Below are 14264 nucleotides of genomic sequence, written 5' to 3' on the forward strand. Positions count from 1 at the left end.
TTGGCATGACACACAATCCATTGGATATCAGGAAGCAACTCGACGCGTTGCTGGAGCCGTACAACAAGGCGGACCAACCGGGCCTCGTGGTCGGCGTCGCGTTGCGCGGGGATGCGCTTTACCGGCGCGGCTTCGGGCTGGCCAGCATTGAGCACGGCACCATCAACACGCCTGCAACGCGCATGCGGATCGGCTCGACGAGCAAGCACTTCACGTGCCTCGCCGCGCTGCTCCTGGCAGAGGAGGGCAAGCTGGATGTCGACGCGGGCATCCGCACGTATATCCCGGAGCTGCCGGTGCTCGCGGGCGATCCCACGCTACGCCAGCTGATGACCCACACGGGTGGCTACCGCTGCTACCTGGACCTGTGGGTGTTGACGCAGGGCGTGGTGACCATGCCTCGGGGCACGGCGTTGGCGGCAGAGGTCCGCCAGCGCGACGTCAATTTCCGCCCCGGGGAGCGGATGATCTACTGCAACGGCGGCTATCACCTCCTGTCGCTCGCTATTGAGCGCGTCAGCGGTGTGCCATTCGAGACCTTCCTGTCGGAACGCATCTTCCGTGTGATGGGCATGGTCGATACCGAGGCCGTTGCGGACGATATGCAGATTCGGCCCCGCATGGCCACCCAGCATGTACCGGACGGAAAGGGCGGCTTTATTCGCGGCCTGTTCCCTTCGTGGGAAGTGCGTGGTGAAGGCGGCATCGTGTCCACCATCGATGACATGCTGCGCTGGGCGGCCCATCTGCGCGCGCCCGACAAGCTCGGCACCCAGGATGTGTGGCGGCAGATGCTGACCAAGCCGCGCTATTCCAGTGGGGCTGAGGGCGTGTATGCGCTTGGACTGATGCGCACCCCGCATCGCAATGTTGAACTGCTGCACCACGCTGGCGGCGTGTTCGGTGGGTCATGCCAGATGTTGACCGTGGCGGCACATGCGCTCGACGTGGTGGTGCTCACCAATGGCGCGCCGGTGGACCCGATCGCACTGGCAACGCAAATCGTCGACGTTGTCCTGGGCGACGAGGTACTCGGTGCACCGCGCGCCGCGCCACTGATCACCCAAGGCCATGAAGCGCTGCTGGGCCGATACTTCTCGCGTGCCGATCGCGCGTACTGTGAGGTTGTCGATCGGGATGGGCACCTTGCTGCCGTGATCCACAACCAGAAGCACCTGGCGCTACCGCTGATCGAGACGCCGGACGGTCTGCGCATTGAGGACGGCACTGGTGGCGCGTTGATGATCCGGCCCGGCGAAACGTCGGCCGGCCGCGTGGCGGCGATCGAGTTCATCGATTGCGGCCATGCATCGGTGCTGGCAAGGCTGCCGGATGAGGCACCGCCCCTCTCAGATGCCTTCGCCGGCATGGAGGGGGCTTACTTCAGCGGCGATGCCGCAGGCCACGCCGGACTGACGCTCTCGAACGGCGTGATGTCGATGCGGCTCGAGGGCACGATGGGTGGCGTCAACTACCGGCTTGTCCCTGTCAGCGAAGACGTCTTCATGTTTGAACCGGCCGATGCGCAAGGCTTCTCCACCGGTGTGCTGACCGTCGATCGTGTCAATGGACGTGTTTCGCGTTTCTGGCTGGACACCTCGCGCACACGCAACCTCGCGTTCTCGCGGGAGATATGAGAACGGGCGGAGCAGCAGCGGTGCTGCTCCGCTTTTTCTTCCGACGTTCGTCGTCTTCTCTTAGATGCAGGGGTCGGGGTATCGGGCCCAACTGCCAACTACCCGCGTGAATGCGACGCGCCGGCTCCGTTGGGTATCAATGCGGAAGCTGGTCGCCAGCGGCTGGGATGGATCGTGCGATAGCGTCACGATGCCGTCAATGAAGCCCAGGGGAGCAATAGGAGCCATGCCAAAGACGCGCTCTGCGATTGGTGTCAGTCGGTAATCACAACCGCCAGCAGAGCCCTGCATATGGAGCATCAGCGCATTGCAGTCGGCCGGATCGGGTTCGATGATGGCGCGCGCGTTGGCATCGTGGCTCTCGTAGATGCCGCACACGGCAGCGGCGAGGTCGGCGGTCATCAGCGGCGGTTCTGCCAGGCGTTGGAACGTCTCCGCATGGCCGCAATGGGCGATCCGCAGATGATCGAGGTCATCGGGCGCGTTGTGTGTTCCCCAGTGCACGGAGAAGGCCCCGTCAGAGCCGGCCTCGATGGCGACATCGTTGGTGGGGCTCCCTTCGATCGGATACAGCGGCAGGGGCTTCCCCGCGCAGAGCCAGCCACCGAGCGCTAGCGCACCGTCGCGATCCTCCAATGCATACACCGCGCCGCTCTCCAATGCGCGATAGCAGCCAAGCCGCGCCGCATGCGCTGACGCACGCGCTGGTATCGGTGGCCCATCACCGCTCAGTACATCGGCGAGGACGATATCGACGATGCGATGGGCAAGATCGATTGGGGTATCGAGTGCGCCGTTGCTGAGGAGCAGCACATCCAGCCCGTGCGCGGCGGAGAACAGCATGTGGCTGGTGCCCCCGATAACACCGCCAGAATGGTGGGTGAGCTCGACACCGCGATAGTTGGTTTGCTTAAGCCCCAGGGCGTAGTGGCTGCGCTGTCCGCTAGAGAACACGGGCATCTCAAACATTTGCGCCCACGTTGCTTCAGTGCCGATGATCTTGTCGCCACGCACGTGTGCCGTCCATCGCAGCATGTCATCGACTGTCGAAACAATGCCGCCTTCACCCAGAATCTCTCTTGAGGGAAAGATGCCGCGCAGGTACCCGCCTTTGCCATCGGGCATATGAAAGCTGGCGATACCCGGCACGATGGCCATGTCGCTGTCGATGGAGGCGGTCTGATGCATGCCCATCGGGGTAAAGATCCTTGCATCCAGGAACGCGGCAAACGGCATACCACTGACACGTTCAATGGCGAGCGAGAGCAAGTGATATCCGCCGTTCGAATACATCATCCGCTCGCCCGGGCGGAAATTCTCATCGCGTTGCCGGGTCTGCGCAGCGAGCGTTGCACCGCGCGGTGGGATGGCCAGGCCTTGCGTCAACAGGGCCAGATCGAGCGCGCATCGTTGTCCACCGCGGTGCGACATCAGTTGACGCAGCGTCGGCGCACCGCCGGCGCGCGATAGCTCAGGAATATAGGTTCCGATGCAGGCATCCGCATCAAGAAGACCGTCCTCGCAGAGCAACAGTACCGCCAGGCAAGTGAAGTGCTTGCTGACAGAGCCGATGCGCAGGCGCGTGGCGGTGGTGAGCGCGCGCGCGTGCTCCAGACTCGCCATGCCGAATGCCTTGCGATAGAGCAGTTCACCATGCTGTGCGATGCCGACCACGACGCCCGGACCATCGCTGCACGCGTAGGGGCGAAACAGCGCCGACAGCGCTTCGTACATGCGGCTTTCTGAGGTGCTTGTCATGGGGTTGTATCGTCGTCAACGCGAGTGAACAGCAAGTTGCGCGTGCGCCAGGTGTCAAGCCGGAAACACGTGGTGTTGCCACTGCCGTCGCGTGAGAGGCGCATGGCGCCATACGCCATGCTGCTGGGGTCGTGTGGCGTGAAGGCAAGCATGTCGTTCGACTTGGGGTCCAGCCTGTAGTGCGCCGTGCCGTGTTTGCCTTGGACATGCATCGCCAGCGCGTCGCCTGCCTGCTTGATGATCGCAAGCGCGTCGGCATCCGAGCTGACGTAACGTCCGACCAATCCGTCGGCCGCGTCGGCTGCATGGGGCGCCACATTGGCGAGGCGGTCCAGCGTCTGGCTTTGCCCGCACTGCGTCATGTCGAGATGCGTTCCGTCGCTGTGGAGCTTCAGATAAAGCGCGCCCTCCGGGCCTTCATCCAGCGCCAACGTCCTCGGCCTGCTGGACACGGTCTTGAGCGGCAAGGGGTGAATGACGAGATTGTGGTGAATGAGATGCAGCGCGCCCTCGTGGTCCACAATCTCGCAATAGGCGCCGGTTTCGCGCGCGTGGTACGTCCCCAACCAGGCGGGATATTCAACGGACGTTGCCGGGCGGCTTTCCACTGGCGAGAGATGCGCCTCCAGCACGATGTCGATCACTCGCTTGGACAACGCGATCGGATTGATCGCGTCCCCGTTCGTCATGATCACGATGTCGAGGCCATGCTCAGGCACCGTCAACATCTGGCAGGCGCCGCCGATCGAGCCACCGGAGTGGTGCAGCATCGGGACGCCGCGATAGGTTGTCTGCATCAGGCCGAGCGAGTAAATGCCGACCTCCCCGCTATTGAAACGGGCAGGGGTGAGCATTTCACGCCACGTGGCAGCGGAGCCAATGCGTTTCTTGCCGCGCAGGTGTGCGATCCAGCGCAGCATGTCATCGACAGTCGAGACGATGGCGCCTTCACCCAGGCAGCGCCATCCTGGCAGTAGCCCGCGTTGCCAGCCGCCTGTGGCGTCTCGTACATGCAGTGTCGCCATGCCAGGCAGGATCTGCAGGTCGTGGGGCGCCGCAATGGTGTCGATCATGCCCATCGGGCCAAAGAGGTGTTCTGCCAGGAACGCTTCGAACGACAGGCCACTGATGCGTTCAATCACGATCGACAGCATCTGGTAGCCGCCGTTGGTGTACATGGCACGCTCGCCCGCAGGGAAGTTGCCCTCGGACTGTCGCGCCTGCATGGCCAATGCCGCACCGGCGGGAACCATGCTCAATCCCTGCGTGAGCATGAAGAGATCGAGAAAGCACCGTTCTCCGCCGGAATGGTTCATGAGCTGGCGAAGCGTGGGATCGTTGTCCCGCGCGGGAAGCTCAGGGAGGTAGCGGCGCACCGGCGTGTCAATGTCGAGCTTGCCGGCTTCCACAAGCAGCATGGCGGCCAGGCAAGCGAAATGCTTGGTGACGGACCCGATGCGCATGCGTGTGCATGGCGTATTGGCGACGTCGTGCTCCAGACTGGCCATGCCAAAGCCACGGCGATAGCGCAACGCGTCACCGTACGCAATGCCCACGACGAGGCCCGGTGCGTCACTACGCTGATAAGGGGCAAAGAGGGCGTCGAGCCTTGCGGCAAGTAAAGAGGCAATGTACTGCATGGCGGGCGTTATGGGAGCACAGCGTTGTCGACGGAGGATCCCCAGACATCGTCCGGACACAGCAAAAGCCCGTCCGCGTAGTGGGCGCCGACAGCACGATCACTGGCAAGAAACAGCGGTCCATCGAGGTCAATGCGGTCGCACAGCTGACCAAGCAGGAAGGCGGGTGCGATCGCCAATGACGTCCCCGGCATGCATCCAACCATGACGGAGAGGCCCGCAGACCGTGCGCTGGAAGCGAGTGCAAGCGCACGCGTGAGTCCGCCGCATTTGTCGAGCTTGATGTTGACGATGTCGTACCGGCGAACGACGCAGGGCAGGTCTTGCACATCCTGGAACGACTCATCGGCGGCCAGGGGAATCGGGTAGTCCAGCGTGTCGAGGCAGGCGTCAGCACCGATGGCGAAAGGCTGTTCCAGCATGTCGATGCCGACCTGCTGCAACACCGGAAGCATCGCATCGAGGTGCACGCGCGACCAGCCCTGGTTGGCATCGACGGAGAGCGGGATGTCAGGTCTCGCGTCGCGGATGGAGAGCAGGCGGCTGGCATCACGCACACTGCCATCGAGCTTGATCTTGAGCGCGCGCGCCTGGCGCAGGCTACGCGCCTTGCTCGCCATCGCCTGTGGGGTATCGACGCCGATCGTCATCGTGGTGAGCAGGGGGCGCGGTGGCGGAAGCTGCGCGATGCGCCAGACCGGTTGTGCTTTACGCTTCGACTCCAATGCCCAAAGCGCCGCGTCTACCGCATTGCGCGCACCGCCCGACGGCAGTAGCGCCAGCAACTGCGCACGGCTGATGCCGCGTTCGATGGATGGCCGTACGGCCTCGATCTGCGCCACGATTGATTCGGGCGTCTCGCCAAGATAGAAGACGCCGGCGGCTTCACCGACACCTTCATGGTGTGCGTCAGCGATCATCACGACGACCACTTTTGCCGCGTCGATGAGATATCCGGTGATCTGGAATGGCGCGGCCAGCGGCCAGCGCTCGATCCGAATCGAGAGAGAGCAGGATGTCATGGTGTTTGGTGGACGGTGGGGGGGGTGCGCTATGCGTAGCGTTCGATGGCGTCGCGTACGCCTTTGCCGGCTGCGCGCATCAGCACGCACGCGGAAAAGAAGCCAACAAGCGCAACGCCAATGATCGTCAGCAGGAGACCGTGGTTGATCGCATGCAGGTGGTCCGACATCACGCCGATGAATACCGGGCTACCAGCCTGGACGACGATGGTTGTCAGCACGCCGATGGCGGCCACGCGCGAGCGCAGATGTGCTGGGCAGATGCTTTGCATGATGGCGGGAAACAGCACCATGCCGGCCACTACGCAAGTGAACTGCAGACCAAAGAGGCCGTAGACGAACGTCACCGAACCGGCGGTCAGGTAGAGGAGGGAAACAACACCCGCGGCAAAGGCGCCCCACTCACACACACGCATCGGAGCCAAAACGCCGAAGCGAGGCCCGATGCGGCGAGCGATCAGCCAGCCCAGGATGCAGCCAACGATGCTGCCGATGCTGGCCGCGGCCCCCAATCCACCGCCAGCCGCGGCTGGGGCCGCGCCAAAGTTCCGCACGGCAACGATGGGCATCCAGGTGGTGATGCCGGCGAATGCCATGTTGATCAACGCAATCGCACCGAAGAATTTCGCCATCATCGTCCATTCGCGCTGGAAATAGACACGCGCGGTCAGGGGCGACGTAGCGACCTGCCCGGCGGCGTGCAGATGCCTGCCAGGGTCGCCGTGCTTGGGGCGGATCATGGCGACCAGAACGACCAGAAGCGGCGCAGGGATGGCAACGGCAAAGAACGCCAGCCGCCAGGGCGAGAAGCTGGCCAGCGCACTGGGTAGCGTGCCGTGCATCGTCGTGACGCCCTGCAATAGCGCGCCCCCCAACGCCATGCCCGCGCCGGCGCCCAGCAGATTGACCAGCGCGAACACCGAGTTGGCGAGCACGCGCTGTCGTGCGGGAAACAGGTCGGGAATCATGCCGTAGATGATGGGCATCAATCCGGCTTCTCCAATGCCCAATCCGATCGAGGCGATGAAGAGTTGCCAGAAGCCGGTGGTGAGCCCGCAGGTGGCAGTCGCCGCGCTCCAGACCAGGATGCACACCGCCAGCACGAGGCGGCGGTCGACGCGGTCGGCCACCCACCCGATCGGTAGCGCCGCCGCACCCGCAAACAGCGCGATGCCGGCGCCTTGCAGCAAGCCGATCTGCAGATCCGAGAGACCGAAGTCCTGGCGGATGGGCTCGGTAAGGAGGACAAGTATCTGCCGGTCGATGTTGGCAAAGAACGCGACGATCACGAGTACCGCGAGGCCGAACCAGGCAAGCGCGCCAGCGGACGCTTCCCTGGGGGCAGAGATGCCCAGGGCAGGGGAAGGTAAGTCGAGTTTCGAGTCGAACATGGTGGATCCGACAATTGAGGAGAGTGCGGGAGGGTGACCGGGCGTGCGGGATGAGCGCGTCGTACGGCTTACGGTTACGGCATGAACTGCTCGTTGCCGACCAGCCCGATGCGCTTCACACCCAGCCGCTGGGCGGACGCCATGACCATGGCAACGGCCCGATACGGCGCCGCCTTGTCCGGACGCAGATGCAGCTCAGTTGGTGCTGGGTCTGCGCTGACCGCCTCAAGCCGGCTTTCCAGCTGCGCGCGTGAGATCACCGGTTCGCCATTCCAGGCGAGTGAGCCATCAGGTGCGACGTCGATCTGCACGACGGTCGGCGTTGTCTGCTGGGGCTGCGCCGGCGCGTCGGTCGGCATGTCCAGTTTTACCGCGTGCGTTTGGATGGGGATGGTGAGGATGAGCATGATGAGCAGCACGAGCATCACATCGATCAACGGGGTGGTGTTGATCTCGACCATGACCTCGGCCTCATCGCCGTTGCCGCCATGCATCGTCATTGCCATGACGGGCCTCCTTGTGGTGTGAGTGGGTGACTGGTTATTGGCGCGGTGGTGCTTCGGTAATGAAGTCCACCTTCGCAATACCCGCGCGTTGACAGGCAAGCACGACACGTCCGATGGCGGCATAGCGCGCATCCAGGTCGCCACGGATGTGCACTTCCGGCTGCGGTGTCTGCACGGCCACCGTCTTGAGCCTGTCGACCAGCGCTTGGGTGTCCGGCACACGACCTTCATTCCAGAACACGTCGCCGTCTTTCGTGACCGCGAGGATCACGTTCTGGGCTGTGGTTTGCAGCGGGTGCACGGCTTCCTTGGGAAGCGTGACCGGCACGGTGTGTGAGACCACCGGAATGGTGATCAGGAAGATGATCAGCAGCACCAGCATCACGTCCACCAAGGGCGTCGTGTTGATGGTGGACATCACCTCATCGTGCTCGTCACTGCTGCCAGTTCCAACGGACATGGCCATGGCTCACCCCACGCGGGCAATGACCATGGACCGCGTGGCGGCGGCAGCGGCAGCGGTGGTCTTGCCTGTGAAGAGAACGGTATGCAGTTCGGCGGAGAAGCCGCGCACGCGCTCCATCACCGCCTTGTTGCGCCGGACCAGCCAGTTGTAGCCGAGCACGGCCGGCACGGCCACGGCCAGGCCGATGGCGGTCATGATCAAGGCTTCGCCCACGGGGCCGGCGACTTTGTCGATCGATGCCTGGCCGGCAATGCCGATGGCCGTGAGCGCGTGATAGATGCCCCACACCGTCCCGAACAGCCCCACGAATGGCGCGGTTGACCCGACAGTACCCAGGAAGGAGAGGCCGTCCTGCAGGCGATTGGAAACGGTGTTGGTCGCACGCTCAACAGCGGTGGTGACCCACGTATCCAGGTTGATCTGCTCCAGCATCGCGCCATCGTGGTGATCCCATGCGGACAGGCCGGCCTGTGCAATGAAGCGGAAGGGGCAGTCCTCGTTGAGTGCGCGTGCGCCTTCTGCAAGCGTGGGCGCGGTCCAGAAGACGGCTTCGGCAGCTTTTGCACGGCGGAGCACGCGCGCCTGTTCAAGCAGCTTCGCGACGATGATGTACCAGCTGCCCATCGACATCACGATGAGGATCAGCAGCGTGCCGCGGGCAATCAGATCGCCACCTTTCCAAAGCGCCTCCAGGCCGTATGGATTCGTGACCGCATCCGTGGCGGCATGCGCAGCGCTGGTTGCCAGCGTCAGAGCGACGGTGGCGGCAGCTGGGTAGAAGCGTTTGAACATATTTGTCTCCTGGAACGTGTTGGAACAACGTGATGGCATTGGCTGTCGGTTGCAGCCTCAATCGAGCTTGAAAGAGAAAGGCACCTGTACGCGCACCTCCTGGCCTTGCGCGATGCAGTGGAACTGCCGCACGGCGTTCTCAGCCGCACGATCCAGCACAGGTGCGGCGGATGTCGTGACACGCAGGTCCTTCACGTTGCCGTCTGTACCGACCGTGAACGCCACGACAACGTCGCCCGTGAGGCTGTCTTTGATCGCTTCACGTGGATAGCGGATGCCCGCGCGCACTTGCGTCGAGTTCGGACACACAACGCCCACGCTTGCGGCGACGGGCGCGGGAGGCGCTGCCGGAGTGGGAGGCGCGATCGGTGCAGACGGCGTTGGCGTGGCCGACTGCGCAGTGATGGTGTTTTGCGACGGCGGTGCGGCGGTATGCACTTCCGGCGGCGGCACAAACGGGGGGGGGGCAACGTGCTTCGGCCGCGGCGGGGGCTCCGCCAGCTTCTTGGGGGGCGGCGGAGGCGGGGGCGGAGGCTTGACCTCTTCAATCAGACGCGTTTCGATCGGCGTCGTGATGATCTTCACAACGTTCGTTGCGATACCGCTCAGCAGCGCGTACAGGATCACCACATGCAAAGCGATCACGAATGCGATGCCGGCCATTCGACGAGCGTGCGGTTTGGGTTGGGCGTAGTTCATATGCCACGTGTCTCCTGCCTTGATAGGTCTTGTTGAGGAGCACGTTAAAGCCTGGGCATTTCCACTTCATCTCGACTTTGTATCGAGGTTGATACGAAGCTGGATGTGCGGGAAGCAGCGGCCGAGCTTGGCGCGATGGCGCGTGTGAAGCGCACATCCCGTTGCGCTACCGGCGTGACCGGATTCTTGCGGTGCGCTTGGCCACGGACGTATGCGCAACAGCACCCAGATCGATTATTTCAAGCTTGAAATAATCCGTACAAAAAAGCCCTTATATTGGCGGCTCATAATTCCATGGGCGCGCGGGCGGCACGCAGCTGCTACGACACCGGAAAGGGGGAGACACCGTGACCAAATCGATTCATGTTCTCGCGGTCGACGACGACGCGCAGATCAGGGGCTTGCTGTGTGATTGCTTGGCCGATTTCGGCATGGTCACCACGCAAGCCGCCAACGGTGCCGATATGCATCGTGCGCTTGCAGACGGCACCGCCGATATTGTCGTGCTGGATCTGATGTTGCCGGATGGCGATGGACTCGATCTCTGTCGCGAGATTCGCGCGAAGTCGGATATCCCGATCATCATCCTGACGGCGCGCGGTGAGATGACAGACAGAATCGTAGGGCTCGAACTGGGCGCAGACGACTACGTCGTCAAGCCGTTTGAGCCCCGTGAACTGGTGGCGCGTATCCAGACCATCCTGCGCCGCACGCGAGCCCAATTGCATGCGCATGCCGATACGCAGGAAGAGTGCCGGTTCGCAAACTGGCGTCTGAACCTCATTGGCCGCCATTTGATCGCGGCTGACAATACGGTCATCCCACTGTCGAATGCCGAGTTCCGCCTCCTCAACGCGTTCCTTGCCGCCCCGGGGCGTGTACTCAGCCGCGAATACCTGATGGATGCCGCCCGCGGCAAGTCAACCGATGCATTTGATCGCAGCATCGACGTGCAGATCTCGCGCTTGCGTCACAAGTTGAGAGAAGACATCAAGGAGCCCAAGCTGATTCGCACGATTCGCGGGGAGGGCTACATGCTCGATGCCAAGCAGCATTGAGCGTGGCTGATTCAGTTGCGCATGCGCAATAGATCGGTCTGCGGTCTTGTGTGGAGCGGACAACGTAACGTATCGAACGGTGTCCGCTGCGGTCGGTGAAGCGGTAGACCATCTCAAGTTGTTTGAACGATGAAGGTATCGCGATTCGGACGGCTTCATTTGTGGGGCAGTCGGCGTGGCGGGCGCCCCCGAATGCCTGGTCTATACGCCGCAACACGTTGCCCCTTGTCGCTCCGCTCTTCCGCAGGCAATGGCGCGGAACCTATATAGAGCAGTACGCGTTCAAGCGGTCATCCATCGATGCATCAAAAAAGAGATGCCCCTACGCCAGCAGTCAACGCTATACAGAGTGACTCGCCTGAGGCTCCGATGCGAACGAGATGCACTCTTTTGCGAGCGCTGACAAGCGCTTGCCTTGAAAACGCCTCAACAGCGCATTCTCTGCCGCACTCTGCGCGTTGCTGACAAAGCGGTTCACTACCGCTTCTACTGGGCACTGCGGGTTGTCTTGGGCTGGCCCAAAAGCAAACGGGCTGGCAGTCGCAATCGCCGTATGAATGTCGCCCACCGTGAGCGTGTCGAGTCCGCAAGCGAGCGTCCAACCACCGCTGCGCCCACCAGCGGAGGCAACGTAGCCTGCGTCACGCAGCGCCGCCATGGTCCGCCGCACGACGACCGGGTTGGTGTGCAGCATCTGTGAAATCGTTTCAGAGCTGGTGGAGCCGCCGCGCAGATGCATGTGAATGAGTACGTGCAACAGCCGGGCAAGGCGTACGTCTTGAGCCATGTTCAGAGATGCTTTTATTCCGTAACTCTATATATTACAGTATTGGCTCACGCACAGCGAGACACTCATGACTACAGCTTCTCATCGCCTGGTCGATGCCAACGGGATACACCTTAATCTGCTTGAACAAGGCCAGGGGCCGTTGGTCCTGCTTTGCCACGGATTTCCAGAGACCTCCCTCGCGTGGCGCTATCAGTTGCCGGCGCTTGCTGCAGCGGGCTACCGCGCCGTCGCTCCAGATTTGCGTGGCTATGGACGCAGTGAGCAGCCCGAGGCAGTCGACGCATACACGGCACTGCAAGTGGTCGGCGACTTGGTCGCGCTGCTCGATGCATTGGGAGAGCGGCAGGCTGTCGTTGTCGGCGGAGATTGGGGCGCGACGATTGCCTGGCAAGCAGCGCTCTTGAGACCGGACCGATTCAAGGCGGTGGCCGCACTGGGTGTACCCATGATGGGCCGTGCGCCCATGGCGCCCAGCCAGCTTTTTCCCCAGACGCCAGACGCTTGGTTCTACACGCACTACTTCGCATCGCCAGGTTTGGCGGAGCGAGAGCTGGAGGCCGATGTAGCGACAACCCTGCGCAAGCTCTACTTTGCGGCTTCAGGAAGTGCCGGGCCGCGCGACGATGTGCGCACACCGAATCCGTTCGGCATGCTTGCTCGCCCAGGCGGACTGCTCACTGCATTGCCGACCCCACAAGCCCTGCCGGACTGGCTCAGCGCCGTCGACTTTGAGCAGCTTGTGCGCGCGTTTGAGAAAAGCGGTTTTCGCGGTGGTTTGAACTACTACCGCAACCTTGACCGCAATTGGGCATCAGAGGCAGCCTTCGTCGGCCTGCAAGTCAACGTGCCCGCCATGTACTTGGTGGGCGAGCGCGATACCGGTCTCGCCATGCCGGGCATGCAGAACATCATCGATGCCATGCCGTCGTTGGTGCCTCAGCTACGCGTGTCGCAGGTGGTACCCAAGGCGGGTCATTGGCTCCAGCAAGAAGCACCTGAGGCGGTCAATGCGGCGCTTATCGGTTTCTTGAAATCACTCTGAATCATGAAGGCTTGTGTCGCAACACGGTAGGCGCGTTTCGCTGACATATCCGCTACAAGCGTGGCTTGCGAACGGTTGAATCCGCAGTCGAAAGCGGTCGCTGAGGGCGGCCGTGTCTGCGCCTCTTCGCGTTCCAAGCACCGGTACCTGTTGAGAAGCCTTGCTCAAGTTCCGCCAGTCGCTGAAGCCGCTGCTCGCAGAGCCAGCAGATAGCTCTGAATCCCGAAGCCGCAGATCTGCCCGCTGACAATGTCTGCGAACACGGAGTGATGCCGGAACGGCTCACGTGCGTGGATGTTCGACATATGCAATTCAACGATCGGGCACGTGAGGATGGCCAGTGCGTCACGAATGCCATAGCTGTAGTGGGTCCAGGCACCCGCGTTGATGAGAACGGCGTCCATTCCTTCCTCGAACGCGCGATGGATGCGCTCGCACATCGCCGCTTCGCTGTTGGTCTGGAAGGACTCGACTTCCACACCCAGTTCTGCACCCAGGGCCTGCAGTTGCGCGTCGATTTCAGCCAACGTGATCGTTCCGTATTGCACGGGATCGCGTTTGCCGAACATGTTGTGATTGACGCCGTGCAGCATCAGGATGGTCTTCATCCGCTTCTCCACCGAGTGCTCAAACGAGCGGGACTGTAAGCCGGCCGATCACCGCCCGCGTTTGCGGGCGCACGCCACGCCACCAGACAAAGGCTTCTGCCGCCTGCTCGACCAGCATGCCCACGCCGTCTGCGACACCGCGCACGCCTGCGTTGCGCGCGAGGCGCAGGAAGGGCGTCAACCCTTTGCCGTAGGCAAGCTCGTAAGCCGCGCCGTCCGGGCTGAAGACGGAGGGCGGGACGGGCGGCAGGTCGCCGGTCAGACTTGCCGATGTTGCGTTGACCACCAGATCGAAGCGTCCCGCGCCGGCAAGATCGGTATAGCTGCATGCGACAATTCGGCCGCGCCCGGAGACCTGCGCTGCAAGCGCCTGGCCCTTGGTCACGTCGCGATTCGCAATGACCAATTCGGTGGGGGTGGCCGCAAGGAATGGCAGCAATGCGCCGCGCGCCGCGCCGCCCGCACCGAGCATCAGCACGCGCTTACCAGCGATCGGCAGCCCCAGGTTGACCTCGATGTCGCGGAGCAGCCCGATGCCATCGAAGTTCTCAGCCAGGATGCGGCCGTCTTCGAACTTCAGCGCGTTGGCGGCACCGGCAAGCGTTGCGCGCTCGCTGCGCACATCGGCCATCGCGAAGGCCTTGAGCTTGAATGGCGCGGTCACGTTCATCCCCCTGCCGCCGGTGGCAACGAATGCCCGCACGGTCTCGGCAAAGGCGTCATCTGGCGCCACGGGCCCCTCGATGGCTGTGTAAGTCATGTCCTGCTGCGTCGCTTCGGCAAAGAGGCCGTGGATCAGCGGCGATTTCGTGTGTCCGATCGGATTGCCGATCACTGCATACTGGTCGGTCATCA

Annotated in this window: 13 protein-coding genes and 1 pseudogene; 3 read left to right on the top strand and 11 right to left on the bottom strand. The window is 62.8% G+C overall.

From position 1 onward, the window contains the following. Positions 1–5: 5 nt before the first annotated feature. Positions 6–950: pseudogene (locus tag ACS13N_RS11275) on the top strand (serine hydrolase domain-containing protein); the annotation flags it as partial. A gap of 747 nt (positions 951–1697) precedes the next feature. Here ACS13N_RS11275 and ACS13N_RS11280 read toward each other — a convergent pair. The 8 genes from ACS13N_RS11280 to ACS13N_RS11315 form a co-directional block, all read right to left on the bottom strand. After that, positions 1698–3371 (bottom strand): serine hydrolase domain-containing protein, encoded by a 1674-nt coding sequence (locus ACS13N_RS11280; RefSeq protein ID WP_438931739.1) that lies wholly within the window; start codon positions 3369–3371, stop codon positions 1698–1700. A 20-nt stretch (positions 3372–3391) separates the two neighbouring features. Then, a complete protein-coding gene (locus ACS13N_RS11285) occupies positions 3392–5035 on the bottom strand; it encodes a serine hydrolase domain-containing protein (RefSeq protein WP_438931740.1) in 1644 nt (547 codons plus the stop codon). An 8-nt stretch (positions 5036–5043) separates the two neighbouring features. Then, positions 5044–6057, bottom strand: a complete 1014-nt coding sequence (locus ACS13N_RS11290; protein ID WP_438931741.1) for a dipeptide epimerase — start codon at positions 6055–6057, stop codon at positions 5044–5046. Positions 6058–6086: 29 nt separating this feature from the next. Further along, the gene (locus ACS13N_RS11295; RefSeq protein WP_438931742.1) at positions 6087–7448 is read right to left on the bottom strand and encodes an MFS transporter; all 1362 of its coding nucleotides are present in this window, start codon (positions 7446–7448) and stop codon (positions 6087–6089) included. A gap of 74 nt (positions 7449–7522) precedes the next feature. Beyond that, complete coding sequence (locus tag ACS13N_RS11300) at positions 7523–7954, bottom strand: ExbD/TolR family protein (protein ID WP_438931743.1); 432 nt, start codon at positions 7952–7954, stop codon at positions 7523–7525. Positions 7955–7988: 34 nt separating this feature from the next. Next, positions 7989–8420: an ExbD/TolR family protein gene (locus tag ACS13N_RS11305; RefSeq protein WP_438931744.1), complete on the bottom strand. Its 432-nt coding sequence runs from the start codon at positions 8418–8420 to the stop codon at positions 7989–7991. 3 nt (positions 8421–8423) lie between these two features. Continuing rightward, positions 8424–9212, bottom strand: a complete 789-nt coding sequence (locus ACS13N_RS11310) for a MotA/TolQ/ExbB proton channel family protein (RefSeq protein WP_438931745.1) — start codon at positions 9210–9212, stop codon at positions 8424–8426. 57 nt (positions 9213–9269) lie between these two features. After that, a complete protein-coding gene (locus tag ACS13N_RS11315; RefSeq protein ID WP_438931746.1) occupies positions 9270–9911 on the bottom strand; it encodes an energy transducer TonB in 642 nt (213 codons plus the stop codon). Positions 9912–10258: 347 nt separating this feature from the next. Here ACS13N_RS11315 and ACS13N_RS11320 point away from each other — a divergent pair, with 347 nt between their 5' ends. Continuing rightward, the gene (locus ACS13N_RS11320; RefSeq protein ID WP_021196698.1) at positions 10259–10969 is read left to right on the top strand and encodes a response regulator; all 711 of its coding nucleotides are present in this window, start codon (positions 10259–10261) and stop codon (positions 10967–10969) included. Positions 10970–11309: 340 nt separating this feature from the next. Here the strand turns inward: ACS13N_RS11320 and ACS13N_RS11325 are convergent, their stop codons facing one another. Then, positions 11310–11756, bottom strand: a complete 447-nt coding sequence (locus ACS13N_RS11325; protein WP_438931747.1) for an Rrf2 family transcriptional regulator — start codon at positions 11754–11756, stop codon at positions 11310–11312. A gap of 142 nt (positions 11757–11898) precedes the next feature. On the opposite strand from ACS13N_RS11325, the gene ACS13N_RS11330 reads away from it, so the two are divergent. After that, on the top strand, positions 11899–12801 hold the full coding sequence (locus ACS13N_RS11330; protein ID WP_438932836.1) for an alpha/beta fold hydrolase: 903 nt from the start codon (positions 11899–11901) through the stop codon (positions 12799–12801). Positions 12802–12965: 164 nt separating this feature from the next. Here ACS13N_RS11330 and aroQ read toward each other — a convergent pair whose 3' ends face one another. Continuing rightward, complete coding sequence (gene aroQ, locus ACS13N_RS11335; protein ID WP_438931748.1) at positions 12966–13409, bottom strand: type II 3-dehydroquinate dehydratase; 444 nt, start codon at positions 13407–13409, stop codon at positions 12966–12968. A gap of 19 nt (positions 13410–13428) precedes the next feature. After that, positions 13429–14262, bottom strand: a complete 834-nt coding sequence (gene aroE / locus ACS13N_RS11340; protein ID WP_438932837.1) for a shikimate dehydrogenase — start codon at positions 14260–14262, stop codon at positions 13429–13431. Positions 14263–14264 lie beyond the last annotated feature (2 nt).

The organism is Ralstonia sp. 24A2 (assembly GCF_051783885.1).
Lineage (GTDB): Bacteria > Pseudomonadota > Gammaproteobacteria > Burkholderiales > Burkholderiaceae > Ralstonia.